Genomic DNA, 25,583 nt, shown 5'->3' with positions numbered 1-25,583 from the left:
CTCGACTTGACGTTAAACGTTTCATACGCCACAACAAAAGCCTATCATTAGAGAGAACACCGATGGCCTCCAACCGGGTAACAATCCAAGATCTTGCAGACCAGCTGGGGCTTTCAAAATTCTCTGTTTCGCGCGCGCTTTCAGGGAAAGCGGGGGTGGGCGAAAGCACGAGAAGCCGGGTTATCCGCGCCGCGCACGCCATGGGTTACCGGGTCCAGCAGGATGTAAGCTACACGGCCGGCCATATTCTTTTCATCCGCCAGGAAATCGACCCCGTCAGCAGTGAGCTTTGGCTGAACATCATGCATGGCGCCGAACGCGAGGGAGAGAAGCTGGGCTTCATGATCGTGCCGCGGCAGGCGCATTATCTCAGCGACGTAGCACAGATGGAATCGTCCGTTGTCGGCATGATACTGGCCGTACCCAAGCCGACCGACTGGACCGCAGTCGCAACAAAAACCGGCCTTCCGGTCGTCTGCGCCAGCTATGCCGGCCCCATGGAACAAGTCGATCAGGTGGTCGGGGCCGACTGGGAATCGGGTTATGGTGTGGCGCAAATGCTGCTGCGGCTCGGACACCGTCAGATGGCCTTCGTTCACGGGAACGAAACCCCCATGGGCCGGGCGGAACGCTTCCGCGGCTTCCGCGACGGCGCTTTGAGCGCAACCGACGCCCATGTCGACGACATCGTGTTTGACGAATCGGCAGGCTTCCGTGGCGCCTTTCTGACCTATCTACGATCGGGAAAATCTCCGACCGCGCTGTTCTGCGCCCATGACGGCATCGCAATCACCGTCGTTTCCGAACTGCTGCGCCTCGGCGTTCGCGTGCCGGAAGAAATCTCGGTGGTCGGCTTCAACGATTTTGCGTCCGCACTACATGTCTCGCCGCGACTGACGACAGTTCGAACCCCCCAGGTTGAAATGGGCGCCGCCATGGTTCGTTGTATCAGCGAACGGCTGACCAGCGCCGACGCACGCAAGCGTCCGCCGGTCAGACTGGCACTGGTGTCGGAAATCATCGAACGGGAATCCACGGCCCGCGCCAGTTCAACAGACTGGCGCAAGAGGATGCTGGCCGCGGCCAGCTGACCATTGTCGAAATTCGGCACCTGACCTTTTCACCCCACAATCGCAGGCGCGGATAACGCAAGTGCGCGGACGCGCCTGTGCGCTTGACAAGCAGATCATCAGCTGCAATTCTTATTGGAATAACATCAATTCACATTTGAATTGACGCGTCGTAACCTTCGCAGGGTCCCCGACCAGGGCAGGGAAGAGGCAACAACATAACAAAAGTTGACATTACCGCAATTTCATTGCGCATATTGTTGACTTAAAAACTGCGTGGAGATTATGGTCGCATACAGACAGGGGGAGGAAGCCTTGTCTGCAATCGTTGCTCGGAGGCTGGCGCGCGGCAAGGCGCCGCGAACGGCTTTCAATCGGGAGGAGTTTCAGATGATGAGCAGATATCGCGCGCTCTTGGGTGCCACCATGTTGGCCGTGGCCGCCATCCAGCCGGCGGGAGCGGCCGAAAAGGCCGAAGTGCTTCATTGGTGGACGACGCAGTCGCAGTCGAAGGCCGTAAAAGTCTTTGCGGACGCCTTCTCGGCCGCCGGCGGTGAGTGGGTAGACAACGCCATCGTCAATGGCGACGTCGCGAAACCGACCGGCATCAACCGTATCGTTGGAGGCAATCCCCCGACCGTGATGATGATGAATGCGGGCAAGCAGTTTGGCGAGCTCGCCGATCAGGGCCTGTTGCGCAACCTCGATGATGTTGCCGCCACGGAAGGCTGGCAGGCATCTCTTCCCGCAGACGTTCTGGCCGCCGTCAGCCGCGACGGCCACATCTATGCCGTCCCGGTCAACCTGCAGACACCCAACTGGCTTTGGTACAACAAGGCGTTGTTCGAGAAGTTTGGCGTGGAGGAGCCGAAGACCTGGGAGGACTTCTTCGCGGTCGCCGACAAGTTCCAGCAGGGTGGCATCATCCCCTTGGCTTTCGGGGCGCAGGCCTGGCAACAGCACCAGCTCTTCAATGGCGTTCTCGCCGGCGCCGGCGGCAGGGACCTGTATATGTCGGTCTTCCGCGACAAGAACCCGGAAGCCGTCAAGGGGGCCGAATTCAAGCGCGTGGCGGAGGTATATGCCAAGCTGCGCAGCTATACGGATCCCGGCTCGCCGAACCGCTCCTTCAACGAGGCCGCCTCGATGGTGATTACCGGCAAGGCCGCCATGCATATCATGGGTGACTGGGAGAAAGGCGAATTCACATCCGCCGGTTGGGTCGCGGGAAAGGACTACGGTTGTGTCCTCGGTCTTGGCGAGCAAAACTTCCTGATGGATTCCAACGTCTTCATCATGCCTGAAACCAGGTCCGAAAGCGGAGCCAGGGCGCAGGACATGATGGCCAGGGTGATGCTGGACAAAGATGTCCAGGTGGAATTCAACAATCTCAAGGGATCCATACCGGTCCGCAACGATGTCGACACGTCCGGCCTCGATGCCTGCTCCAAGATCGGGCTTGAAGCCCTGAAAGATCCCGGCAAGCAATTGGCCGGGCCGGACTGGCTCGCGGGTGCAGACATGCTGAATTCGCTGGCCGACGTGGTCGTGGAATATTGGGCGACACCATCCGAAACCCCCGAGCAGTTCGCGGAAAAATATGCGGCCGTGCTCGCGGAATTCCAGGAATAACAACCTCCCAGACGGCCAACTCGGGCGGCAGGCGACTGCCGCTCTTTTTTCCAGACAGGCACCGGAAAGTCTCGATGAAACAGGGTTCCATTCGCTGGAGTGTATATGCAGGGCTGACACCCGCCATCCTGATCGTGGTCTTTGCCTATGTCGGCACGATGATCTGGACAATCGGCATTTCCTTCACCGACAGCCGGATGCTGCCGGTCGCACGCTTTGCCGGGATTTCGCAGTATGTCAGGCTGTTCGGTTCCGACCGCTGGCTCACCTCGCTTCAGAACATGGTATTGTTCGGAGTCCTGATGATCGGCATTTCTCTGGCGCTCGGCTTTCTGCTCGCGGTCGCGCTGGACCAGCGCGTGCGCGCCGAAGGCTTTCTGCGGACCGTCATTCTCTACCCCTATGCCATGAGCTTCATCGTCACCGGCCTCGTCTGGCAGTGGATTCTCGGCCCGACGCTCGGCATCCAGGAGACCGTGCGCGGATGGGGCTTTGAAAATTTCCGCTTCGACTGGATCGTGCAGAAAGAAACCGCAATCTATTGCGTGGTCCTCGCCGGTATCTGGCATGCAGCCGGCCTTGTGATGGCGATCATGCTGGCCGGCTTGCGCGGCATAGACCAGGATCTCTGGAAGGCATCGCGCATCGACGGCATCAAGCCCTGGCGCTTCTATCTTCACATTGTCATACCAATGCTGCGGCCGAGCTTCATCAGTGCCACCGTTCTGCTCTCGCTCGGCGTTGTGAAGCTCTACGACCTCGTCCTGGTGCTGACCGGCGGCGGTCCCGGCTTCTCGTCGGACGTGCCGGCCAAGTTCGTCATGGACTACCTTTTCCAGCGGCAGAACATCGGATTGGCCACAGCTGCCGCCACCACACTGCTTATCACGGTGCTCTGCGTGCTGACGCCATGGCTTTATGCCGAGTATTTTCGTGCCGAACGGCCGAAGGAATAGCCCCGTGACCGCTCCGATCCATAGCATTGCAAGCACGCCGATCGGCGAGGGACCGACAGGCAGCGCGCCGAAAAGGTTCGGTCCCGCACGTCTGGGCATCTATGCCTTCCTGGTGATATCGGCGCTGTTTTTCCTGCTGCCGCTTTATGTGATGGTCGTGACCTCGGTAAAGCCGATGGCCGAGATCCGGGCGGGCGGGATCTTTGCCCTGCCGATGGACATGACCTTTGAACCCTGGGTGAAAGCGTGGTCGAGCGCCTGCACCGGTCTCGATTGCCGGGGCATCAGCCCTGGGTTCTGGAATTCCGTCCAGATCCTCATACCCTCAGTCTTCCTCTCCATCTTCGTTGGCGCGCTGACAGGCTATGCCCTTTCCTTCTGGCGGGTCCGCGGCGCGAACCTGTTGTTTGCAGTGCTGCTGATGGGTGCCTTTCTGCCCTACCAGGTGTTCATCTATCCGCTGGTGCGCATCTATTCCGCCACAGGCATGTTCAGCACCATCTACGCGCTGGTGCTGACGCATGTCATATTCGGATTGCCGGTGATGACGCTGCTGTTCCGCAACTATTATGCCGGCATACCGATCGACCTCTTCAAGGCCGCGCGCGTCGATGGCGGGCGATTCTTCTCGATCTTCTTCCGGCTGATGCTGCCGATGTCCGTGCCCATGCTGGTCGTGGCCGTCATCCTCCAGGTCACCGGTATCTGGAACGATTTCATCATGGGCCTGACCTTCGGCGGTCTCGCCAACCGGCCGATGACGGTGCAACTCACCAATCTCGTGGCGCCGACCGAGGGCGAGATTGCCTACAACGTCAACATGGCCGCCACCATCATGACCGCGGCCGTTCCCCTGGTCGTCTATTTCATTTCCGGCCGCTGGTTCGTTCGGGGCATCGCCGCAGGTGCAGTCAAAGGGTAAGTCTTCATGTCCAGCGTTTCCATACGAAACCTGAAAATCACCTTCGGTGCGTTGAATGTGCTCGAAACCCTCAATCTGGAGATTGCGGAGGGCGAATTCATCGTGCTCCTCGGGCCCTCCGGCTGCGGCAAATCCACACTCCTCAATGCCATTGCCGGTTTGCTCGACATCACCGATGGCCAAATCTGGATCAACGGCCGCAATGTCACGTGGTCCGAACCGCATGATCGCGGCATCGGCATGGTATTTCAGTCCTATGCGCTATATCCGCGGCTGACGGTCGAAGGCAATCTGTCCTTCGGGCTGAAGATGGCCGGGACACCGAAGGCGGAGATCGCCCGGCGCGTCGCGGACGCCGCCCGCATCCTGCAGCTCGAGCCACTTTTGAAGCGACAGCCGGCCCAGCTGTCCGGTGGGCAGAGACAACGCGTCGCGATCGGCCGGGCGCTGGTGCGCGACGCCAATGTCCTGCTGTTCGACGAGCCACTGTCCAACCTCGACGCCAAGTTGCGCACGGAGCTGCGGGTAGAAATCAAGCGGCTTCACAAGAGCCTCGGCTCGACGATGATCTTCGTCACCCATGACCAGGTCGAGGCGCTGACGCTCGCCGATCGAGTCGCCGTTATGCACAACGGGGTCATCCAGCAGTTCGCGACCCCAAAGGAAATCTACCAGCGCCCGATCAACCGATTTGTCGCCAGCTTCGTCGGCTCCCCGCAGATGAACTTTCTGACCGGAACCATCCATCGCCGGGACGAGGCTTCTCTTTTCAGACTGACGGACGGTACGGAAATCGATCTCACGGGCTATCAGTTCCGACTGCCCGTCGAAGATCGACAACCCGCCACCCTCGGCATTCGCCCGGAGCAGGCGCAGTTGCAGCCGTCTTCAAACCACGCCGCTCCGCTGAAGGCGCTGTTCACGATCGAGGAGCCGATGGGACCAGATACCCTTCTTTGGGGCACCGTGGCGGGAGAGACCTTTTCGATCCGCATCTCCGCCGATCAGGTGGCCGTCATCGGAGAAGAATGCCAGGTTCATGTCAATATCGCCCATACCTCGCTGTTCGACGAGGCGGGAGAGCGGCTGTGAGCGCGTTCCCCGACCCGGGCCTGCGATCAGCGCAGCAGGCTCTGCCCCCCATCGATCCACACTGGCGTGCCGGTGATGTGCCGCGCCAGATCGGACGACAGGAAAACGATCGCCGATGCCACGTCCTCGCTGGCGCCCGGAAGACCGCCGGTGATCGGGATATCGCCCTCGGGCCAGACGACGGGAATGCGAGCGACATCCTGATTGCGCTTGATCGTGCTGTCGGGAATGTTCGTCGCGATCAAACCCGGGCAGACGGCATTGATGCGAATGCCGGATTTACCGAGCTCCAGCGCAAGCTGCTGCACCATGGCGAGCTGGGCCGCCTTGGTCGCCGAGTAGGCCGTCGCACCGGCCGTGGTGAATGTGCGGGTACCGTTGATCGACGATACCACCACGATCGAACCGCCGCCCGCAGCCTTGAGATGAGGAACCGTGTGATGGATCGTCAGATAGGTCCCGCGCAAGTTGACGGCGATGGTCTTGTCCCACTCGTCGGGCTGAAGATCGTCGATCGGCGCCCATACCCCGTTGATGCCGGCATTGGCAATGACGCAGTCGAGCCGTCCCCACCGCGCGATCACCTGTTCGACAGCCCTTTTCATGTCGGCGTCCTGGCTGACATCGGCCGTCAGCGCCATCGCCTGGCCGCCACCGCCTTCTATTTCCTCCTGCGCCTTGAGAATCTCGCTTTGCGTCCTGCTCAAGACGGCAACCTTCGCGCCACTGGCCGCCATCATCATGGCAGTCGCCTTTCCGATGCCGGAACCCGCCCCCGTCACCAACACCACTTTGCCTGTCAAATCCATTCGATCCTCCACCACGAGACGTGCGCCAAATTCAGTTATATTCATGCGCAATTTTTGGATGATTTTACATAACAAAACTTTGATTTCCAGTCTAAGTTTTTGTTTTCGATGGATTTTTATTTTTCACGATCACCACCATTGGCGATCATCACATGGAAGGAGACAAACCCATGACTGCAGTAGCCTCACCCGCCAAGGCCGCGAGGATCATGCACACCATGATCCGCGTCGGCGACCTCAAGCGCTCGATCGATTTCTACCAGACGCATTTCGGCATGAATGTCATCCGCACGATCGACGTGCCGGAAGGTAAATACACCAATGTATTCATCGGCTACGGCGAGGAGAAAACCGATCCGCTGATCGAGCTGACCTACAATTACGGCGTCGAAACCTATGAAAAAGGCAATGGATTCGGGCATCTCGCCATCGGCGTGCCGGATATCTACGCGGCCTGCGACACCATGCGCAAGGAAGGCGTCAAGATCATCCGCGAGCCCGGGCCTGTGAAATTCGGAACCACCGTCATCGCCTTTGTCGATGATCCGGACGGTTACCGCATCGAGCTCATCCAGGAAAGCAAGTAACTCGGAGTTATGACAATGGAATATACAAAATTGGGCAAGTCGGGGCTGGAGGTCTCGCGCATCTGCTTGGGATGCATGACCTTCGGCGAGCCGGACCGCGGCAATCCCAAATGGACTCTCACGGAAGAGGACAGCCGCCCGCTGATCAAGAAGGCGATCGAACTTGGCGTCAACTTCTTCGATACCGCCAATATCTACTCCAACGGTACGAGCGAAGAGATCGTCGGGCGTGCATTAAAGGACTACGCCAAGCGCGACGAGATCGTGCTCGCGACCAAGATCAACTCGCCGCTGCGTGACGGCCCCAATGCCAAGGGCCTGTCGCGAAAGGCGATCATGCAGGAAATCGATCACAGCCTGCGCCGGCTCGGCACCGATTATGTGGATCTCTATCAGATCCACCGCTGGGACCCGGTGACGCCGATCGAGGAAACCCTCGAAGCGCTTTCCGATCTCGTGAAGATCGGCAAGGTCCGCTATATCGGCGCATCCTCCATGCATGCCTGGAAATTCGCCAAGGCGCTCTACTTGTCGGATCACAAGGGATGGGCGCGCTTCATCTCCATGCAGAACCACTACAACCTGCTGAACCGGGAGGAAGAGCGGGAAATGGTGCCGCTCTGCGCAGCCGAAGGCGTGGGCCTCATTCCCTGGAGCCCGCTTGCACGCGGATTGCTCGCACGCGAAGACGGGCATGAATCGCTTCGCAAGGGTACGGACCTTCTGCGTCCGGTGCTTTACGGCGACACGGAAGATGCGGACGGACGGGTCATCAACGCGGTTGCCAATGTTGCCAAGCGTCACGGCGTGCCGCGTGCCCGCATCGCCATCGCCTGGCTGCTGTCCAACCCGGCGGTTGCCGCGCCGATCGTCGGCGTCAGCCGCGAAAGCCAGATCGTCGATGCCGCCGAGGCCGTGTCCATCCGGCTGACGCCGGAAGACCTGACGGAACTGACCGAGCACTACGTGCCCCACAAGATCATGGGCTTCGAATAACAGACAAAGGGCGGCCGGATCATCCGGCCGCCCTTCCATGTGTCGCAAGCTGATAGAGGTCAAAAACCGGCCCTCGGAGGCCGGCTTTCTGTTTCCTCAAATCTCCTCGTCGAATAGCGGCTCAGGCATGCCGGCCACCGGCGCCCTCATCGCAAACAAGCTGCCTGAATGCGGGAACTGTGCCATCTCCTCGGCCGGTCTGCGGCTTCCGGCCGTCGTGACATAGAGGGTTCGCATATCGGCACCACCAAATGCCGGCATGGTCGGGCACTTCACCGGAACCGGATATTCAGCCATCAATTCGCCTCGTGGTGAAAACCGCCGGACGACTGCCGCCCCGAAGATCGCCAGCCAGTAGCAGCCTTCGACATCCATCGTTGCACCATCCGGCCGAGCGGCAGGATTGTCGGGTATGTCGATCAGCACGCGATTACCCGCTATGCTTCCGGTCGACCGGTCGAAATCCTGCACGGTCACTTTCGAGGCAGGCGAGTCCACGTGATACATCGTTGCGCCATCCGGCGAGAACGCCAGGCCATTTGATGTCATCAACCCATCCATCAGCGGAGCAAGCCCACCGCTATCATAGCGATAGAGCTTCGCTTGGTGTTGGCGTGATTCATCGACGGTGCCCACATATAGACGGCCGTCCGGTCCGACGCGGCCATCATTGAACCGGCTGAACTCGGTTCCCTCGGGGTTGTCGGCGAGCTTTGCAAGTTTACGGCCCTGCCCGTCCAGCCGCCAGATGCCCGACCTCAGACCGGCGATGAAACCGCCACCGCGGCGAAGGCCGATGCAGCCTATCTCCTCCTCCAGCATGAACTGCTGGAGCTTGCGGGTCACCGGATCAAACCGGTTGATCGAAGGGCCGCGGATATCGACAAAATACAGAACCTGCTCCGCCGCGCTCCAGACCGGACTTTCTCCGAGCTGCGAGCGACTGTCTGCCACCAGACGAAACATGCCCTCCTCCAGAGTTTGATTCTCCATTGGCAGTTCCCTACCTGACAACCTTGTTGCGCAGCCACTCCTCGTATTCCGGCCGGGCGTCGTCGTGAAGCGGGTAGTAGCGCTTGAGTTCGCCACCAGCCAGCAGGCGCTCCTTGGAGAATTCCTCCCAGTCGTGATGCGTTGATGCCCGCTTGATCAGTTCCTCGGCATGGCCGACCGGAACGACCACCGCACCGTCATCATCGGCGACGATGATGTCACCGGGCATGACGAATACGCCGCCGCAGGCAATCGGCACATTGACACCCCAGGGCATCAGGTCCGTCTGGGTGTGGAAGTTCGGCGTCAGGCCGCAAACCCACATGCCGAGATCGAGATGCTTGGCATTGGGATAATCCCGGAGGCAGCCATCAATCACCACGCCGGCGCCGCCCTTGCCCTGGAAATAGGTAAGCATCATCTCGCCAAAAATGCCGCTCTTCATGTCCCCGCGTGCATCCACGACAACCACGTCTCCGGGCTGGGTGTGATACAGCACATGCCGGTGTACCTGCTTTTCCGGTTGCGCATACTCATCCGCGTCCTGAAGGTCTTCGCGCTTCGGCACGAATTGCAGGGTCAGGGCCGGACCACACATGACGGTGCCTTCCTTTTTGGTGACCGGACCGTAGATATGGGTGTTGCGAATGCCCATCTTGCTGAGCTGGCTCGATGAGGTGGCTGCGCCGATATTCCTGATGGCATCCACCCATTCGCGCGGCGGCCGTTTGATGTCGTGTGTCTCGATCATGAAAATGTCCTGTCTCTTGCCCCGTCGCGTTCAATCGAAGCGCGCAACCGAGGCTGTTGATTTCTGGTGGAATGGCACTGCCTTTCCGGCGGCCCGGTAAGCAACGCAGCCGTATCGCTCTTTCGGTATCGATCCTCTCATGTTGGCTGTCACCAACGGCATCAGTTCATATATAAACTAGTGACATTCATTTAAGAATGAAGCTTGACAAAGCGGGTGTCAATGAGGGAATGGAACAGACCAGAAAAAATCAAAGGTTGCTGCAAATGGGAATTTACGTCATTCGTAGCTGAATGACCGCCGGGGGCCTCTGATGAGCGACGACATCCATCAAGACAACAAGGACAAGTATGGCGTTCCGGTGCTGGAGCGAATGATGGAAATCCTGTCATCGCTTGAGCTTCAGCCGGCGGGAGAAACCATCCGAAGCCTTTCCGACCAGTTGTCCGTGCCCCGTAGTACGGTCTATCGCATCCTTAATACCTTGCACGCGCATAACGTGGTGCAACGACGGCTCGACGGCACCTATGTACTGGGGCCGAGGCTGCTTAGCCTGGCATCGAAAGTGCGTTCGGAAGCCACCTTCGACCTGGTGGCCCTCGCGCAGCCGATCATGAAAAGGCTGGCAGAGACGACAGGCGAGGCAAACAAGCTGTCCGTGCTGGACAATCAGGCCGTGGTCGTGGTCGCCTCCTTCGCCGGACAGGGACAGTATGCGCTCAATCCGGCGGTCGGGCAGTCCTTTCCCCTTCATGCCGGCGCCGCCAGCAAGATGCTTCTGGCGCATTTGGAAGCAGGTGCGATCGACAGGTTCCTGGCCGGCCCCCTGCCGAAATACACGCCTCGTACCATCATCGATCCGGCCAAACTGTCCAGCGAGTTGAGCAAAATCCGCAAGCAGGGATGGGCAAGCGACAGGGGCGAACATGGCGGTAGCGTCTGGGCCGTCGCCGCGCCCGTGACCTCGCCGTCCGGTCGAATGATTGCGGCGCTGAGCATACCCTTTCTGGCGGCCGACAAGGAAAATGAGGAACGGGGCCGACTGCGCGACCTGGTGATCGAGGCGGCAGCGGACATATCGAGCCGGATTCCGGATATTTGATCGAGCCGCCTCGCCGGCGGCAGCGGGAGGAAAACGTGAAAATCATTGACGTGAAATGCGCTTTGTTCGGGCGCCACCCTGTCGTGCGCCTTGTCACGGACGAGGGACTTTCGGGCTACGGCCAGGTGGAATTCTGGAAGCCCTACGCGAAGGAGCATATCCTGCTGCTCCGCGACATGATCCTTGGCATGGACCCGACCAATGTCGAGCGCGTGATGTTGCGCATCCGTCACCGCGGCGCCTTCAAACCCTGGGGCAGTGCGATCAGCGCCATCGAGATGGCCTGCTGGGATCTCGCCGGCAAAGCGGCGGGCGTCCCGGTCTACAAACTGCTCGGGGGAAAGGTCCGTGATCGTGTCCGCGTCTACAATGGCGGCTTGCGCTTTCCAATGACCGGCTGGGGGCCGGAAGATTATGCCGAAGACGTCCGCAGGATGATGGCGTCCCCCGAAGGGTTCACCATCATCAAGCAGCCCATCGCCTTCCACAGCCCCATGGCGCGACAGGTGGCCGATTTTCACTACGGCGAGGTCACGACGACGCCAATGCCGGGACTGCGGGACACTGGATACCTTACCGAAAGAGGCTTCAATCATGTCGTCCAATGCGTGGAGGCGATGAAGGAGGTGTGCGGCGACACGGTGGGGCTGGCCCTTGACTGCGGCCCCGGATGGACCCTGCCGGATGCCAAGAAATTCGCCAAGGCGATGGAGCCGCTGAACCTGATGTGGATCGAGGATATGCTGACGGGCGATCAAACGCCCTATGTCAACGCTCCCGCCTACCGCGACCTGACCACAAGCACGACCACCCCGATCCATACCGGGGAGCAGATCTACCTGCGGCAGAACTTCCGCGAACTGATCGAAACCCGAGCGGTCAATATCCTCGGCCCCGACCCCTGCGACGTCGGCGGGATCGCCGAATTGAAACGGGTGGCCGAATATGCCGAGATTCACGGGCTGCTGTTTGCGCCGCACGGCACGGCCAACGGTCTGCTCGGCCTTGCCGCCCTTGTCCAGGTCTCAGCCACCCTGCCCCAGAACTACATCGCCTTCGAAATCCCGGTCGGTGAGCCGGACTGGTGGTACGACATCGTCGAGGGGTTACCCAATCCGATCGTCAGGGACGGATTCGTCGACGTCTGGGATCGCCCCGGCATGGGGGTCGATTTCATCATCGACAAGGCGATCACCTATCTCACGGAAGAAGATCGCGGCTTCTTCGACTGACGTCAAAAGCTCGGACATGTGTTCGATAGCGAGGTGGCAGAGCCTCCTCGCACCGATGTCGCTTGTCTGGACGTCTTGAAACGTCGCGTTTCCAACGCTTTTGAAGGAAGTCCCGTTTTCGGCAAGAACCCGCTTGACAGATAAGAAAACCATACTCATTCTAATACGAACATTATCAGTTCATATTTGACTTGATGATGTGAGGTGAGGAGGAGGGATGCTTGCCCATCCGAGTTGGAATGACACTTTCGGGAGAGCGGCTTAATCGTGACAATGCGCGGTTCGCGCAGCAGCTCGGCATCAAGGATGTCGTGGTGCATCTCGGCCGCTATCCGCGCGTCGAGGATCCGGAGCCGTATCTGAGCGGCGGACAACCGGGTCCCATCCTCGGCGACTGCAGCCGCCATGCTCGCTGGACCTACGACGACATGAAGGACGTCGTCGACATGCTTGGCGAACATGGGCTGACGGTTGCGGCGATGGAAAATTTCGCGCCGAACTTCTGGTCTGACATCCTGCTGGACGGCCCGAACAAGCGGCAACAGATGGATGGGTTGAAGCGGCTTGTGGAAGATGCGGGGCGCGCCGGCATCAAGGTCATCGGCTACAATTTCTCGATCGCAGGCGTCTGGGGCTGGCGGCGACTTCCGGTGGGGCGCGGCGGAGCCGTCACATCGGTATTCGATGCCGCGGGCTTCGACGCTCAGGCGCCCATTCCCGACGGGATGGTGTGGAACATGCGTTACCGTCCTGCCGTGCCCGGCGCCGCCTCCGTCAGCGTCTCGGAAAGCGAACTCTGGCAACGCCTCGAGTGGTTCCTGAACGAACTCGTACCGGTCGCCGAAGCGGCCGGCGTGAAACTGGCCGCCCATCCTGACGACCCACCGATGGAAACGTTGCGCGGCACGGCACGGCTGGTCAACCAGCCCGCCAAATACGACCGCCTGCTCTCGGTCATCGACAGCCCGTCCAACGCCTTGGAATACTGCATCGGCTCGCTGCAGGAAATGACCACCGGCAATATCTACGACACGACCCGGCGGTTCGCCCGCTCCGGCCGGATTGCCTATGTCCACTTCCGCAACGTGAAGGGCAAGGTACCCCGCTATGAAGAGACATTCGTCGATAACGGCGACGTGGACATGGCCGAAATCGTCCGCATTCTGCGGGACGAATCCTTCGATGGCGTGATGGTGCCGGACCACGTGCCGGATGTTCACAGCAATGCGCCATGGCACGCCGGCATGGCCTACACCATCGGCTACATGCGGGCCCTCGTCGGACATGCCGACCTGCTTGGCCCCGCGACATATGCTTCAAGCGACGACGCGGCCATCTCGCAGGCAGTGTGAGCGACGTCGGTATTCGAAAACGACCAGGGAGGAGAAACCAATGAAACGCAAAACCAGAATACTCGCCGCAGGACTGGCGCTCATGCTGTCCCACGCGACCTGCGCATCCGCCGCCGATCTGGTGTGGTGGACGATGAACTGGAACGAACAGAAGGCAAAGGATTTCGCAGCCGAGTTCATGAAGGAAAATCCCGGCATAAACGTTCGCGTCGAGGCGAATGTCGCCGGCGGTCTGCAGAGCCGCATTCTGGTTGCTCTCCAATCGGGCAGCACGCCGGACCTGATCGATGTCCAGAACGGCGTCAACATACCGTTGGCAGAGACCGGCAAGCTGGAACCCCTGCGTGACCATCTGACGGCAGCGGGCGTAAACTTCGACGACGTGCTTCCCGCAAGCCTCGATACCGCCACCTTCAACGGCGAGCTCTACGGCCTGCCCTTCCAGGCAGAAGCCCACGCCCTGATCTACAACAAGGGCGCCTACAAGGAGGCAGGTCTCGATCCCGACAAGCCACCGCAAACTTGGACCGAATTCCTTGATTCCGCCAAGGCCCTCACCCGCACCAACAGCGCCGGTCAAAAGGTCTATGGTTACGGCGTATCGGGCGGCGGAGCCGACCAGCCTGGCAATGCCCTGTTTCGCTCGCTGCCTTTCATGTGGATGAATGGAGGCGGCATTCTCGGCCCCGACAACAAGGAAGTGACCATCAATTCGCCGGAGTCGGTGGAAGCCGTCAAGTTCTACGTGGACCTCTTTACCACGTTGAAGGTCTCTCCGCCCTCCACTCTGGAAAACGACTCCAATGCGCTCCGCCGCCTGTTCCAGGTGGGCAATGTCGCAATGATCCCCGGAGCGACCTCCGATATCGAGCGCATTCGCGAAGCTGCCCCCGAGATCGAACTGGGCGTCGCTCCGCTGCCCCACCCTGACGGCAAGGAGACGGCTGTCATTCTGGGCGGATGGAACTTCATCATCCCCAAGGACGCGCCCAACAAGGAAGCCGCGATCAAGCTGGCCGCATTCATGGCGAACGCGGGGCGCCAGGCGGCCTACACCACGACCTTTCCTGCCGCGATGTCCGGACTGCAGGCGCAACGTTTCAACGATCCGCTGATGGACGCGCACAAAACCATGCTCCAGCACGCCCGGCCCCAGCCGGCTATCCCGCAATGGGGGCAGATCGGACAGATCTACTACAACTATCTTCAGGAGGCCCTGCTTGAAGGCAGCACAGTTCAGGAGGCGATGGACGCGGCGGCCGAGGAGATCAAGTCCGTTCTGTCCCAGTGAACTGATCGACCGCCTCTTCGCAAGAACAGGTTGAACGTGCCCGGCGAGAACGGCCGGGCGCCCAACGACGGGAATTCACATGACATCGCGAAATATCAGTCCCGGCCTCTGGTTCATCCTACCGACCATGCTGTTGCTGGCGACACTGATCATCTACCCGATGCTCTCGACCGTGGAGCTCAGCCTTACCGATTCCAGCGGCGCCTTTGCCGGCATGCGCAACTTCAACGTAGCCATCAGCGCGCCCTCGACCAGGCTGATACTGTTCAACACGGCCTACTACGTCATCGGCTCGGTGGTCTTCCAGCTCCTGCTCGGCATTCTCGCGGGCATCCTGCTCAATCAGCAGTTCGCCGGACGATCGGTGGTTCGCTCGCTGATGCTGATCCCGTGGGTCGTGCCGGGCATCGTCGCCGCCATGACCTGGGCGTGGATGTTTCACACCGACTACGGCATCATCAATTACATGCTGATGCAACTCGGCATTATCTCCGAGCCCGTCGGCTGGCTGACCGATCCCGATACCGTCATGCCGGCCCTGATCGCCGTCAACGCCTGGAAAATGTTTCCCTTCGTCGCCGTGATGGTGCTGGCCGGCCTGCAATCGGTACCCGACGAACTGTATGAGGCGGTGCGGGTGGACGGCGCCAGCTTCTGGCACGAGATCTGGCACATCATGTTGCCCCAGCTCCAGCCCGTCCTGGTCTCCGTGACACTGCTCCTGACCATCTGGGCGCTCGACGGTATCACCATCATTTACTCGATCACCGGCGGCGGCCCCGCCAACCGCTCGATGATCTTCCCGATCCAGATCTATGTACAGGCCTTCGAATATTTCGAGTTCAACCGCGCAGCCGCGATGGCGGTTCTCTACTTCCTGTTCATCGCGGTGATCATCGTACTCTACATGCGCATGTTTGCGGCGCAGGATAAGGACTGATCCATGCAAGACAGACGCCGCACCCTTGTCATTTCGCTGCCGGTTGCCCTGCTGGTTCTCGTCGCGGTCTTCCCGTTTCTCTGGATGGCGGTCTCCGCCTTCAAGCCGCTCGCCCAGCTCTACACCATACCGCCGCGCTGGCTGCCGGATCCGCCGACCCTCGTCAACTTCAAGACCGTGCTCTTCGAGAGCAACATTCCGCGCTACTTCGTCAATAGCCTCATCATCTCGATCGGCTCGACCTCGCTGGCGCTAATCTTCGCCATCTTCGCGGCCTATGGTTTCGCGCGCTTTGATTTCCGCGGCCGCTCGGCTGCGCTTGCCTTCGTGCTGATCGGGCAGTTGCTGCCCACCGCAACCGTCATCGTGCCACTCTATATCGTTCTCAACTATCTCGGACTGATCAACACCTATCTTGGCTTGATCCTGGTCTATCTGATCCTCACGCTGCCACTCAGCGTCTGGATGCTCACGGGCTACTTCCGCGGCATCCCGAAGGAACTCGAGGATGCCGCCATCATTGATGGCGCGTCCCATCTCGGCGTGCTGTTCCGCATATCGTTGCCGCTGGTGTCCCCCGGCATTATCGCCGTGGCTCTCTATTCCTTCGTCGCGACCTGGAACGAGTTCGTCTTTGCCCTTTCCTTCGCGACCGAAAAGGAAATGAAGACACTGCCGATCGGGCTGGCCGAGTTTTCGACTGAATTCGATACCGACTGGGGCGCGGTCATGGCCGCTTCATTCGTCATGACCCTACCGATCGCGCTCATCTTTCTGGTGATGCAGCGCATGTTCGTTAGCGGTCTCATGTCCGGCGCCACAAAGGGCTGACGGACGAAGGAAAAAGGGAGGACCAAGCTTTGGCTCAGGTTGAATTGAACAAGGTAGTGAAGAAATATGGGGCCTACGAGGCACTGCACGAAGTCGACATGCGGGTTGAAAACGGCGAGTTCGTCGTGCTTGTCGGCCCGTCAGGCTGCGGCAAGTCCACCCTGCTGCGCATGATCGCCGGCCTGGAAGCCATTTCGAGCGGCGCGATCAGCATCGGCGGACGCGTGGTCAACGATATCAGGCCCAAGGAGCGGGACATCGCCATGGTGTTCCAGTCCTATGCGCTCTATCCGCACATGACCGTGCGCAAGAACATGAGCTTCGCCCTCAAGCTCGCCAGCGTGCCGCAGCCGGAGATCGACGCCGCCGTCGAAAGAGCTGCCTCCATTCTGGGCCTGGGGGAGCTTCTCGACCGCAGGCCGAAGCAACTGTCCGGAGGACAGCGCCAACGCGTGGCCATGGGCCGCGCGATCGTTCGAAATCCGCAGGTCTTCCTTTTTGACGAGCCGCTGTCGAACCTGGACGCGAAACTGAGGGTGCAGATGCGCGCCGAGATTCGCGAGCTGCATCAGCGGCTGGGAGCGACCACCGTCTATGTCACCCACGACCAGATCGAAGCCATGACCATGGCGGACAAGATCGTCGTTATGCGCCAGGGTTATATCGAGCAGATAGGCCATCCTCTGGAACTCTATGACCGCCCGGCCAATCTGTTCGTGGCCGGCTTCATTGGCTCCCCGGCCATGAATTTCATAGAGGGCGAGACTTCCGCCGCATCGCCTCAATCCTTTGTCGCGAAGGACGGCACCAGCATCACCCTCCCTGCCGGATCGGCAGCCCTTGATGGTCGGCGGGTGATCCTTGCGATCCGGCCAGAGGATCTTGCGGTGGTCGGCGACGGAACGCCCGACGCCTTTGCCGGCAAAGTCGTCGGCGTCGAGACCACCGGCCCCGAGAGCGTGATCCTCTTGGAGACCTGCGGCACGCGCGTCTCCCTCGTCCTGCGGGAACGCGCCAGCCTCGGGGTCGGCCAGACGGTGCTGCTGCGGGCGGATCCGGCAAAACTGCATTTCTTCGAAAGCGATGACCATGGCCGCCGCATCATCATGTGACCCCCGGGGCTTCCTGGCATCGCTGTTCGACACAGCCGTAAGGGCTGCAGACCCGCGCGAAGGCATACGGCGACACCTGCCGGCCCCGCCCCAGGGAGGCAGGACCGTCGTCATCGGCGCCGGAAAAGGCGTCGCCCAGATGGCGGCGGCACTTGAGGCTTTGTGGGAGGGGCCACTGTCAGGACTGGTCGTCAGCCGATACGGCTATGGCTGCCCTACGCGCACCATCGAGGTTGTCGAAGCGGCGCATCCGGTTCCGGACATGGCGGGCATGCAGGCGGCGGCCCGGCTCAAACAGACCATGGCCGACCTCACCGAGCAGGATCTGGTGATTGCGCTGATCTGCGGCGGCGGATCCTCGCTTCTGCCGGCCCCGCCCGAGGGTTTTAATTTGCGGGACGAGATCCTGCTGAACGAACGGCTACTGGCCTCGGGCGCCCCCATCTCGGCAATGAACGCGGTACGCAAGCATTTCTCCACCATCAAGGGTGGCCGGCTGGCCGCTCTGACGCGGGCGCGGGTGGTCAGTCTGATCGTTTCCGACATTCCCGGCGACAATCCGGCCTTCGTCGCCTCCGGGCCCACCGTCCCCGATGGCACCAGCCGGCACGATGCCCTCGACGTCATCACGCGGTACCGGCTGGATCTTCCGACCTCCATGTTGGACCACTTCAAGGCGCCGGTCGCAGCGGCACCGGATCCGACGGACGCTGCCTTCGCCCGGAACGAACATCATGTCGTCGTATCCGCACGGGTATCTCTGGAGGCCGCCGCCGCGCTGGCCCTCGACAGCGGCGTGACGCCTTATATTCTCTCCGATGCAATCGAGGGCGAGGCTCGTGATGCCGCACTGGTTCATGCGGCAATCGCCCGGGAGACTGCGGCGCGCGATCGTCCCTTTCGCAAACCGGCGCTGCTGCTGTCAGGGGGGGAGACGACGGTAACGCTCCGGGCTGCGGGCGGGCGCGGTGGACGAAATGGGGAGTTTGCACTCGCGATGGCCATGGCAATCGACGGTCTGAATGTGACAGGCCTTGCAGCCGACACCGATGGAATCGATGGAACCGAAAACAATGCCGGAGCCTTTTTCGACGGCTCCTCGGTCCGGCGATTGCAATCTGCCGGCCTGGATTGTGGTGCTCTGCTGGCGCAACATGCCTCTTACAAAGGCTTCGAGGCGATCGGGGACCTGTTCGTGACCGGCCCCACAGGCACGAATGTCAACGATTTCAGAGCAATTCTGATCAGCGACGGATGTCACTCGGTATGAAATGTTTGCACGCCGGAACACAAACCTGTCATTCGCGAAAGCACGGGACGTTGCGCGTGATACACTCCTACCCGCGCTGCCCGACGCCCCAGTGTCCCGCCGAATTTGCAAGCTCGCCGAACTTGCAGCGATCAAATTGACCCAGACCAGCCTGATGCAGCAGATACAAGAGCGGCATTCGGAAGGCCGGCCGCGCCTTGCGATCCTGGACGACCAGCTCGATGAACTGGAAGCCACGCGTGAGAAACTGGTCTTGGAACTCGCCGGNGCAGCGATCAAATTGACCCAGACCAGCCTGATGCAGCAAATCCAGGAGCGGCATTCGGAAGGCCGGCCGCGCCTTGCGATCCTGGACGACCAGCTCGATGAACTGGAAGCCACGCGTGAGAAACTGGTCTTGGAACTCGCCGGCACGGATGCGCCGGCGGAGGATTTTCAGGAGAAGATTGCCAGGCTGAAGGCGCAGTTCGATCCGGCCTAGACAGCGATCGCCATCCGCAAGCTGCTCTTGCTCGCGCGCAACAATGCCGACGAGCAGGCCAAGCACGGCCTGATGCCGATCGTGCTTGACCTGATCCAGATGGCGGTGATCGGCAAGACACCGGGCCACCGGCGAGCCTGCAGGTCCGCGGACTGATCGCCGCCATCTTCGCGCAGATGGATGTCGTGGATCTGACCTGAGACCCATCTTCCCTCCAGTTTTCAGGAGAGTCTTGGGTTTTTAATGTGACTTTAGGCGGCCAGTTTTTCCATAGCCATTTTCATTGCGAATTCACTGGGCGTGATATTGCCCAGTGAAGAGTGTGGCCTGTTGCGATTGTAGTCCTCCTTCCATGTTGTGATTTCGATCCTCGCCTGCGTCAACGACGAGAACAGGGTTTCGTTGAGGCATTCGTCGCGGAAGCTGCCATTGAAGCTTTCCACAAAGCCGTTCTGCATTGGCTTACCCGGCGCGATGTAATACCATTCGACGTGAGTGCTTTGGCACCATTCGAGAATGGCCATGCTCGTCATCTCCGTGCCATTGTCCGAGACAATCGTTCGCGGTTTTCCTCTCCGGGCGATGACAGTATCGAGTTCCCGTGCAAGCCGACGACCGGAGAGCGACGTGTCGGCGACCAGCGCCAGGCATTCGCGGGTAAAATCATCGACAACGGCCAGGACCCGAAAGCGACGACCATCCGTGAATGCGTCRCTGACGAAATCGAGGCTCCAGCGCTCGTTGGGTCGCGACGGTAGTGCCAAAGGTCGCCGCGTTCCCAAAGCCCGTTTTCGCCCACCCCGTTTGCGCACGGTCAGCTTYTCYTCCCGATAGAGCCGTCTGAGCTTCTTCAGGTTCATGACAATGCCCTGCCGATCCAGCATGACGTGAATGCGTCGATACCCGAAACGGCGACGTTCGGATNTCCCGATAGAGCCGTCTGAGCTTCTTCAGGTTCATGACAATGCCCTGCCGATCCAGCATGACGTGAATGCGTCGATACCCGAAACGGCGACGTTCGGATGCCACCAACTTCATCGCCTCACGGATATCAGCGTCATCCGGTCGGATGCTGCGGTATCGCACACTCGACCGATCAATGGACAAAACCTCGCACGCCCGACGCTGGCTCACCCCATGCTGCTCGCAGACATGAGCCACAGCATCCCGCTTCACATCGGGCGTCACCATTTTTTTGAAGCAACGTCCTTCAAAATGGCGTTGTCCAGCATGGTCTCGGCCAGCAGCTTCTTCAGCTTGGCGTTCTCGTCTTCCAAAGCCTTCAGCTTGCGAGCATCGGAAACCTCCATACCGCCAAACTTGGNTGTCCTTCAAAATGGCGTTGTCCAGCATGGTCTCGGCCAGCAGCTTCTTCAGCTTGGCGTTCTCGTCTTCCAAAGCCTTCAGCTTGCGAGCATCGGAMACCTCCATACCGCCAAACTTGGCCTTGTATTTGTAGAAGGTCGCTTCGGATATTCCGTGCTTGCGGCARACATCGGCCGTTCGCATGCCGCTCTCCTGCTCTTTCAATATCCCGATGATCTGCTCGTCCGTGAACCGTGAATGCTTCATCCTGTCCGTCTCCTCAGTGTRACGGACTCTACCAAAATTTGGAGGAAGTTCAGGGGCTCAGGTCAACTCGGATGCCGAGCCAGGACGATTGAAGGCCAGAAACGCAAAAAAACCCCGTGATGGGGCTTTTTTGGGATCGCAGGGATGGTTGGTTGCGGGGGCAGGATTTGAACCTGCGCCTTCAGGTTATGAGCCTGACACCCAAGACTCTCCTGAAAACTGGAGGGAAGATGGGTCTCAGGTCAGGACGATTGAAGGCCAGAAACGCAAAAAAACCCCGTGATGGGGCTTTTTTGGGATCGCAGGGATGGTTGGTTGCGGGGGCAGGATTTGAACCTGCGGCCTTCAGGTTATGAGCCTGACGAGCTACCGGGCTGCTCCACCCCGCGCCAAGCGCAAATCCCATAAGGGATTTGTCGCGGTTGCATCACTGCTATGCGGTGATGCTTTCTGCCGGAGCAAATCCCTTATGGGATTTGTCTCCTGTAAGGGACGCACGATCAAGTAGGCGACTGTGCGTTTTCTTCTCGTTTTCCGGTATATTGTACCGAAGCAAAAAGGCCGCTTGAGGGCGGCCTGTTGTTCGGCAGAGCCGGGTTGGTTCAGAGAAGATGATTTGGTTTGTTTCTTGCCTTTAATAGACCTGGCAGCGACCTACTCTCCCGCGTCTTGAGACGGAGTACCATCGGCGCAGGGGCGTTTCACGGCCGTGTTCGGAATGGGAACGGGTGCAGCCACCCCGCAATAACCACCAGGTCAACTAAGGGCAAGATTTACACCTGCAATGCAGGTGTAAATCTCGCTCTTTGTTTGCACGGCTAGCTTGTCCTTCTCGCTTGTCGCTCGAAGGGCAGCCATGCAGGCCATACGGATACCTCCAAAGGAGGCAGCGCTGGCCAGAGCGATTTCAACACCGCAAATGCGGGGTAAAACCAAAATGAGAAGCTGGCGAGGGAGGCATTGCCTCTCTCCTTTTATCTTTGAACACGTCTTTTACAATGAACATTTGGCGTTTGCGGCTCTGGGCACATCCGGAGCGAAGCTCCGCAAGGCCAAGGGCCGTCGCGTCCAGGTTTTTGCTATGCAAAATACCTCGTGACGCGCGCCGTCCGCAGCGCAGGCCCAAAGGGCCGACAGCGTGAGGACATAAATGTCATTGCTATTGCATCATCGGGCTTTGCCCGATGAGCACTAGCAATGAGAACAATCAAGCCAATCGAACGATTAGTACCGGTAAGCTTCATGCATTGCTGCACTTCCACACCCGGCCTATCAACGTGGTCGTCTTCCACGGTTCTCAAGGGAATACTCGTTTTCAGGTTGGTTTCCCGCTTAGATGCCTTCAGCGGTTATCCATTCCATATATAGCTACCCTGCTATGCGGCTGGCGCCACAACAGGTCCACCAGAGATATGTCCATCCCGGTCCTCTCGTACTAGGGACAGATCCTGTCAATATTCCTACACCCACGGCAGATAGGGACCGAACTGTCTCACGACGTTCTGAACCCAGCTCACGTACCGCTTTAATTGGCGAACAGCCAAACCCTTGGGACCTGCTCCAGCCCCAGGATGCGATGAGCCGACATCGAGGTGCCAAACAACCCCGTCGATATGGACTCTTGGGGGTCATCAGCCTGTTATCCCCGGCGTACCTTTTATCCGTTGAGCGATGGCCCTTCCACACGGGACCACCGGATCACTATGACCGACTTTCGTCTCTGCTCGACTTGTCAGTCTCGCAGTCAGGCGGGCTTATGCCATTGCACTCGACGACCGATTTCCGACCGGTCTGAGCCCACCATCGCGCGCCTCCGTTACTCTTTCGGAGGCGACCGCCCCAGTCAAACTACCCACCATACACTGTCCCGGATCCGGATAACGGACCGCGGTTAGACATCCATGACGATAAGGGTGGTATTTCAAGGATGGCTCCACGAGAACTGGCGTCCCCGCTTCAAAGCCTACCACCTATCCTACACATGCCGACACGAATGCCAGTGTAAAGCTATAGTAAAGGTGCACGGGGTCTTTCCGTCTGACCGCAGGAACCCCGCATCTTCACGGGGAATTCAATTTCACTGAGTCTATGCTGGAGACAGCGGGGAAGTCGTTACGCCATTCGTGCAGGTCGGAACTTACCCGACAAGGAATTTCGCTACCTTAGGACCGTTATAGTTACGGCCGCCGTTTACTGGGGCTTCAGTTCAAAGCTTGCACCTCTCCCTTTAACCTTCCAGCACCGGGCAGGCGTCAGGCCCTATACGTCGTTTTGCAACTTCGCAGAGCCCTGTGTTTTTGATAAACAGTCGCTACCCCCTGGTCTGTGCCACCCCAACATACTTGCGTATATTGAGGTCACGCTTCTTCCGAAGTTACGCGTGCAATTTGCCGAGTTCCTTCAGCATAGTTCTCTCAAGCGCCTTGGTATACTCTACCTGACCACCTGTGTCGGTTTCGGGTACGGTCTATAATGGTGGAGCTATTTCCTGGAACCGCGTCCCCGCCCAGACAATCCAATAAGTCTGAACAAGTTAAGCAATCCGTCACTACCACCAGGCCCACGAATATTAACGTGGTTCCCATCGACTACGCATGTCTGCCTCGTCTTAGGGGCCGGCTAACCCTGCTCAGATTAACTTTAAGCAGGAACCCTTGGTCTTTCGGCGAGGGGGTCTCTCACCCCCTTTATCGTTACTCATGTCAACATTCGCACTTCCGATACCTCCAGGAGCCCTCACGGGTCTCCCTTCACAGGCTTACGGAACGCTCCGCTACCACACATGATTGCTCATGTATCCTCAGCTTCGGTGCATGGCTTTAGCCCCGTTACATTTTCGGCGCAAAGACCCTTATTTAGACCAGTGAGCTGTTACGCTTTCTTTAAATGATGGCTGCTTCTAAGCCAACATCCTGGTTGTTTTGGGATCCTCACATCCTTTCCCACTTAGCCATGACTTGGGGACCTTAGCTGGAGGTCAGGGTTGTTGCCCTCTTCACGACGGACGTTAGCACCCGCCGTGTGTCTGCCGACTAGTACTCCTCGGTATTCGGAGTTTGGTTAGGATCAGTAAGACGGTGAGTCCCCATAGCCCATCCAGTGCTCTACCCCCGAGGGTATTCGGTCGACGCACTACCTAAATAGTTTTCGCGGAGAACCAGCTATTTCCGAGTTTGATTGGCCTTTCACCCCTAGCCACAAGTCATCCCAATCTATTGCAACAGATGCGGGTTCGGTCCTCCAGTTGGTGTTACCCAACCTTCAACCTGCTCATGGCTAGATCACTCGGTTTCGGGTCTAATGCAACGAACTGAACGCCCTATTCAGACTCGCTTTCGCTGCGCCTTCACCTATCGGCTTAAGCTTGCTCGTTACACTAAGTCGTTGACCCATTATACAAAAGGTACGCCGTCACCAATGATGGCTCCGACTGTTTGTAGGCAACCGGTTTCAGGTTCTATTTCACTCCCCTTGTCGGGGTGCTTTTCACCTTTCCCTCACGGTACTTGTTCGCTATCGGTCATGCACGAGTACTTAGGCTTAGAGGGTGGTCCCCCTAATTTCAAACAGGATTTCACGTGTCCCGCCTTACTCAAGGACCTTGGGTGTTCTACGCGTACGGGGCTATCACCCGCTACGGCCGGACTTTCCATTCCGTTCCACTTTATTCCCCAAGGCCACTGGCCTGGTCCGCGTTCGCTCGCCACTACTTGCGGAGTCTCGGTTGATGTCCTTTCCTCCAGGTACTTAGATGTTTCAGTTCCCTGGGTTCGCTTCTTACCCCTATGTATTCGAAAGTAAGATACCTTATAACAATGCTTAGAAACCCAAGCCGCCATCGCTGGCAGTTTGGATTTTCTAAGCATTTAAGGTGGGTTTCCCCATTCGGAAATCCATGGATCAAAGCTTATTCGCAGCTCCCCACGGCTTATCGCAGCGTATCACGTCCTTCATCGCCTGTGCATGCCAAGGCATCCACCAATTGCCCTTATTTCACTTGATCGTTCTCATTGCCAATGCTCATCTTTGAGTTGGATTTGGAATTCCTATCCTTCTCGCTTGCGCTCGAAGGGGTTCCAAATCTGGCTATACGGCCAGATCCAACACTGCAGCTACCTTTTACAGCCACAGCCAATCCAGATGCCATCGACGTGTTCGATACAATCCTCATATGAAGGCACGCCGGTGCACTTCGAGGTCGTATTTTAAGACCAGCTTCTCGAGATCTGTCCGGGGATGCGCGGTCAGGCAACATCCATCGACATGTCATCAGAGATGACCAAAACACCAAAATCCCCGAAGCCCGAAAGCCTCGAAGTTCAGATGGTTCAAATCACCAACAACAAACATGCCTTGAGTGAACAAGCTTCCTACCTTCTCCAGCCCCTGGTCTGTCTCGGATCGGCTAGACCGTCGACAGCTTGAACAGGACTGGGCTCGGACGTCTCAAGCAATCTTTCGATCACCCTCAACACCTGGAAGCTTCCAGACATATCTTCTCTTCACAATGGTATCAGAACAGGCATCAGGCTCTATCGAGCCGATGCAAACTTTTATTTCTCTCTTAGGATATGATGTTTGGTCCACCGAAG

At 58.9% G+C, this 25,583-nt stretch carries 20 protein-coding genes, 1 tRNA gene, 2 rRNA genes and 3 pseudogenes; 17 read left to right on the top strand and 9 right to left on the bottom strand.

Features of this window, described 5'->3' with window-relative positions; all coding sequences use genetic code 11:
• The first annotated feature begins 62 nt into the window (after window positions 1-62).
• From ASD31_RS12370 to ASD31_RS12350, 5 genes are all read left to right on the top strand, one after another.
• Window positions 63-1,091: a LacI family DNA-binding transcriptional regulator gene (locus ASD31_RS12370; RefSeq protein ID WP_056333729.1), complete on the top strand. Its 1,029-nt coding sequence runs from the start codon at window positions 63-65 to the stop codon at window positions 1,089-1,091.
• 369 nt (window positions 1,092-1,460) lie between these two features.
• A complete protein-coding gene (locus ASD31_RS12365; protein WP_244483836.1) occupies window positions 1,461-2,702 on the top strand; it encodes an ABC transporter substrate-binding protein in 1,242 nt (413 codons plus the stop codon).
• A 74-nt stretch (window positions 2,703-2,776) separates the two neighbouring features.
• Complete coding sequence (locus tag ASD31_RS12360; protein WP_056333725.1) at window positions 2,777-3,658, top strand: carbohydrate ABC transporter permease; 882 nt, start codon at window positions 2,777-2,779, stop codon at window positions 3,656-3,658.
• 4 nt (window positions 3,659-3,662) lie between these two features.
• Window positions 3,663-4,580, top strand: a complete 918-nt coding sequence (locus tag ASD31_RS12355; protein ID WP_413813813.1) for a carbohydrate ABC transporter permease — start codon at window positions 3,663-3,665, stop codon at window positions 4,578-4,580.
• A gap of 6 nt (window positions 4,581-4,586) precedes the next feature.
• On the top strand, window positions 4,587-5,672 hold the full coding sequence (locus ASD31_RS12350; protein ID WP_056333722.1) for an ABC transporter ATP-binding protein: 1,086 nt from the start codon (window positions 4,587-4,589) through the stop codon (window positions 5,670-5,672).
• A gap of 26 nt (window positions 5,673-5,698) precedes the next feature.
• Here ASD31_RS12350 and ASD31_RS12345 read toward each other — a convergent pair whose 3' ends face one another.
• The gene (locus ASD31_RS12345; RefSeq protein ID WP_056333715.1) at window positions 5,699-6,481 is read right to left on the bottom strand and encodes an SDR family oxidoreductase; all 783 of its coding nucleotides are present in this window, start codon (window positions 6,479-6,481) and stop codon (window positions 5,699-5,701) included.
• A gap of 170 nt (window positions 6,482-6,651) precedes the next feature.
• On the opposite strand from ASD31_RS12345, the gene gloA reads away from it, so the two are divergent.
• On the top strand, window positions 6,652-7,068 hold the full coding sequence (gloA, locus tag ASD31_RS12340; RefSeq protein WP_056333712.1) for a lactoylglutathione lyase: 417 nt from the start codon (window positions 6,652-6,654) through the stop codon (window positions 7,066-7,068).
• A 15-nt stretch (window positions 7,069-7,083) separates the two neighbouring features.
• On the top strand, window positions 7,084-8,064 hold the full coding sequence (locus ASD31_RS12335; protein WP_056333710.1) for an aldo/keto reductase: 981 nt from the start codon (window positions 7,084-7,086) through the stop codon (window positions 8,062-8,064).
• 96 nt (window positions 8,065-8,160) lie between these two features.
• Here the strand turns inward: ASD31_RS12335 and ASD31_RS12330 are convergent, their stop codons facing one another.
• The gene (locus ASD31_RS12330; RefSeq protein ID WP_244483835.1) at window positions 8,161-9,153 is read right to left on the bottom strand and encodes an SMP-30/gluconolactonase/LRE family protein; all 993 of its coding nucleotides are present in this window, start codon (window positions 9,151-9,153) and stop codon (window positions 8,161-8,163) included.
• The gene (locus ASD31_RS12325) at window positions 9,068-9,808 is read right to left on the bottom strand and encodes a ribonuclease activity regulator RraA (protein ID WP_056333705.1); all 741 of its coding nucleotides are present in this window, start codon (window positions 9,806-9,808) and stop codon (window positions 9,068-9,070) included. Before ASD31_RS12325 ends, ASD31_RS12330 begins: the two co-directional genes overlap by 86 nt.
• 313 nt (window positions 9,809-10,121) lie before the next feature.
• On the opposite strand from ASD31_RS12325, the gene ASD31_RS12320 reads away from it, so the two are divergent.
• The 10 genes and pseudogenes from ASD31_RS12320 to ASD31_RS26930 all read left to right on the top strand — a co-directional run bounded on the left by ASD31_RS12320 (window position 10,122) and on the right by ASD31_RS26930 (window position 19,575).
• Window positions 10,122-10,910: an IclR family transcriptional regulator gene (locus ASD31_RS12320; protein ID WP_056333702.1), complete on the top strand. Its 789-nt coding sequence runs from the start codon at window positions 10,122-10,124 to the stop codon at window positions 10,908-10,910.
• Between the two features lie 35 nt (window positions 10,911-10,945).
• Complete coding sequence (locus ASD31_RS12315; protein ID WP_056334643.1) at window positions 10,946-12,142, top strand: mandelate racemase/muconate lactonizing enzyme family protein; 1,197 nt, start codon at window positions 10,946-10,948, stop codon at window positions 12,140-12,142.
• Between the two features lie 239 nt (window positions 12,143-12,381).
• Entirely contained in the window at window positions 12,382-13,494 is a 1,113-nt protein-coding gene (locus ASD31_RS12310) for a mannonate dehydratase (RefSeq protein WP_244483834.1), read from the top strand.
• Between the two features lie 40 nt (window positions 13,495-13,534).
• Complete coding sequence (locus ASD31_RS12305) at window positions 13,535-14,785, top strand: ABC transporter substrate-binding protein (RefSeq protein WP_056333699.1); 1,251 nt, start codon at window positions 13,535-13,537, stop codon at window positions 14,783-14,785.
• 79 nt (window positions 14,786-14,864) lie between these two features.
• A complete protein-coding gene (locus tag ASD31_RS12300) occupies window positions 14,865-15,725 on the top strand; it encodes a carbohydrate ABC transporter permease (RefSeq protein ID WP_056333696.1) in 861 nt (286 codons plus the stop codon).
• Window positions 15,726-15,728: 3 nt separating this feature from the next.
• Window positions 15,729-16,556, top strand: coding sequence for a carbohydrate ABC transporter permease (locus ASD31_RS12295; protein WP_056333695.1), 828 nt, complete (start codon window positions 15,729-15,731; stop codon window positions 16,554-16,556).
• A gap of 29 nt (window positions 16,557-16,585) precedes the next feature.
• Window positions 16,586-17,668, top strand: a complete 1,083-nt coding sequence (locus ASD31_RS12290) for an ABC transporter ATP-binding protein (RefSeq protein WP_056333692.1) — start codon at window positions 16,586-16,588, stop codon at window positions 17,666-17,668.
• On the top strand, window positions 17,640-18,938 hold the full coding sequence (locus ASD31_RS12285) for a glycerate kinase (protein WP_056333688.1): 1,299 nt from the start codon (window positions 17,640-17,642) through the stop codon (window positions 18,936-18,938). Before ASD31_RS12290 ends, ASD31_RS12285 begins: the two co-directional genes overlap by 29 nt.
• 268 nt (window positions 18,939-19,206) lie before the next feature.
• Window positions 19,207-19,419 (top strand): annotated as a pseudogene (locus ASD31_RS26510) (recombinase family protein); the annotation flags it as partial.
• A gap of 27 nt (window positions 19,420-19,446) precedes the next feature.
• Complete coding sequence (locus ASD31_RS26930; protein ID WP_274534268.1) at window positions 19,447-19,575, top strand: hypothetical protein; 129 nt, start codon at window positions 19,447-19,449, stop codon at window positions 19,573-19,575.
• A 95-nt stretch (window positions 19,576-19,670) separates the two neighbouring features.
• Here ASD31_RS26930 and ASD31_RS26795 read toward each other — a convergent pair.
• The 6 genes and pseudogenes from ASD31_RS26795 to ASD31_RS12245 form a co-directional block, all read right to left on the bottom strand.
• A pseudogene (locus ASD31_RS26795) lies at window positions 19,671-20,343 on the bottom strand (IS3 family transposase); the annotation flags it as partial.
• 1 nt (window position 20,344) lies between these two features.
• A pseudogene (locus ASD31_RS26495) lies at window positions 20,345-20,741 on the bottom strand (IS3 family transposase); the annotation flags it as partial.
• A 3-nt stretch (window positions 20,742-20,744) separates the two neighbouring features.
• A partial coding sequence (locus ASD31_RS26490) for a transposase (RefSeq protein WP_210168917.1) occupies window positions 20,745-20,991 on the bottom strand: 247 nt, incomplete at its 3' end.
• Between the two features lie 312 nt (window positions 20,992-21,303).
• Window positions 21,304-21,380: transfer RNA gene (locus ASD31_RS12255), tRNA-Met, on the bottom strand.
• Window positions 21,381-21,632: 252 nt separating this feature from the next.
• Window positions 21,633-21,747 (bottom strand): 5S ribosomal RNA (gene rrf / locus ASD31_RS12250).
• Window positions 21,748-22,194: 447 nt separating this feature from the next.
• Window positions 22,195-24,994 (bottom strand): 23S ribosomal RNA (locus ASD31_RS12245).
• Window positions 24,995-25,583 lie beyond the last annotated feature (589 nt).

It is taken from the genome of Rhizobium sp. Root482, assembly GCF_001426565.1.
Taxonomy (GTDB): Bacteria; Pseudomonadota; Alphaproteobacteria; order Rhizobiales; family Rhizobiaceae; genus Pararhizobium.
This window is presented reverse-complemented; position numbering and strand designations above follow the sequence as displayed.

What these genes read in the sequence shown, in the direction of transcription:
- ASD31_RS12370 (WP_056333729.1), top strand. Translation starts at nt 63, where the DNA reads ATGGCCTCCAACCGGGTAACAATCCAAGATCTTGCAGACCAGCTGGGG.
- ASD31_RS12365 (WP_244483836.1), top strand. Translation starts at nt 1,461, where the DNA reads ATGATGAGCAGATATCGCGCGCTCTTGGGTGCCACCATGTTGGCCGTG.
- ASD31_RS12360 (WP_056333725.1), top strand. Translation starts at nt 2,777, where the DNA reads ATGAAACAGGGTTCCATTCGCTGGAGTGTATATGCAGGGCTGACACCC.
- ASD31_RS12350 (WP_056333722.1), top strand. Translation starts at nt 4,587, where the DNA reads ATGTCCAGCGTTTCCATACGAAACCTGAAAATCACCTTCGGTGCGTTG.
- ASD31_RS12345 (WP_056333715.1), bottom strand. Translation starts at nt 6,481, where the DNA reads ATGGATTTGACAGGCAAAGTGGTGTTGGTGACGGGGGCGGGTTCCGGC.
- gloA (WP_056333712.1), top strand. Translation starts at nt 6,652, where the DNA reads ATGACTGCAGTAGCCTCACCCGCCAAGGCCGCGAGGATCATGCACACC.
- ASD31_RS12335 (WP_056333710.1), top strand. Translation starts at nt 7,084, where the DNA reads ATGGAATATACAAAATTGGGCAAGTCGGGGCTGGAGGTCTCGCGCATC.
- ASD31_RS12325 (WP_056333705.1), bottom strand. Translation starts at nt 9,808, where the DNA reads ATGATCGAGACACACGACATCAAACGGCCGCCGCGCGAATGGGTGGAT.
- ASD31_RS12320 (WP_056333702.1), top strand. Translation starts at nt 10,122, where the DNA reads ATGAGCGACGACATCCATCAAGACAACAAGGACAAGTATGGCGTTCCG.
- ASD31_RS12310 (WP_244483834.1), top strand. Translation starts at nt 12,382, where the DNA reads ATGACACTTTCGGGAGAGCGGCTTAATCGTGACAATGCGCGGTTCGCG.
- ASD31_RS12305 (WP_056333699.1), top strand. Translation starts at nt 13,535, where the DNA reads ATGAAACGCAAAACCAGAATACTCGCCGCAGGACTGGCGCTCATGCTG.
- ASD31_RS12300 (WP_056333696.1), top strand. Translation starts at nt 14,865, where the DNA reads ATGACATCGCGAAATATCAGTCCCGGCCTCTGGTTCATCCTACCGACC.
- ASD31_RS12295 (WP_056333695.1), top strand. Translation starts at nt 15,729, where the DNA reads ATGCAAGACAGACGCCGCACCCTTGTCATTTCGCTGCCGGTTGCCCTG.
- ASD31_RS12285 (WP_056333688.1), top strand. Translation starts at nt 17,640, where the DNA reads ATGACCATGGCCGCCGCATCATCATGTGACCCCCGGGGCTTCCTGGCA.